The 663-nt window shown below is 36.0% G+C and carries 1 protein-coding gene; it reads left to right on the forward strand.

Annotated features, from left to right (window positions below; translation table 11 throughout):
• Positions 1-663: fibronectin type III domain-containing protein (locus AC6CH4_RS25935; protein WP_498108225.1), on the forward strand; the 663-nt coding region annotated here is incomplete at both ends.

Below are 663 nucleotides of genomic sequence, written 5' to 3' on the forward strand. Positions count from 1 at the left end.
TTTTTACAGAACCTGGTCTATACGATGTTGTCCTTATAGTAATGAATGCTAATGGCAGCAATTCTAAAACAGTAGCCGATATGATTACGGTAACGCTTCCATGTGCCATGCCATCCAATATAAGGGTAACAAATCCTACAGCATTATCTGTAAGAATTAAATGGGATGTAGTTTTAGGTTCTTTAGGTTATGAGTATGCTCTGGATACTTCTTCTGAGAACCCTACCTCTTTTGGCAGCACGACATTGAATACCTCTTATGATGCAATTTCTTTGCCAACCTCTACTAAATATTATTTTCATATAAGAAATAAATGTGCGAGTGGGGTGTTCAGCGACTGGTCGACAATTTCATTTACCTCACCAATAAAACTACCTGCAGACAATTTTATCATTACCACCAAAGGGGAATCGTGTGATAATGAAAATAATGGCGAAATAGAAATAAAGGCCAAAGCTTCGTATCCTTATGTCGCAGTTATTAGTAATAAGAATTATAATTTTACAGACAACAGTGTAAAAATTGGTTCCTTATCTCCAGGAACTTATACCGCTAAAATAAAAATAATCGGAGAAATTTCTGAGCAGAACTTCACTTTTGTAATTGACAAGGCGGTTACTATTTCGGCAAAATCACAGTTGGCCAAAGATAAGATAGAAGTGG

It is taken from the genome of Flavobacterium sp. GQ95 (assembly GCF_059758655.1).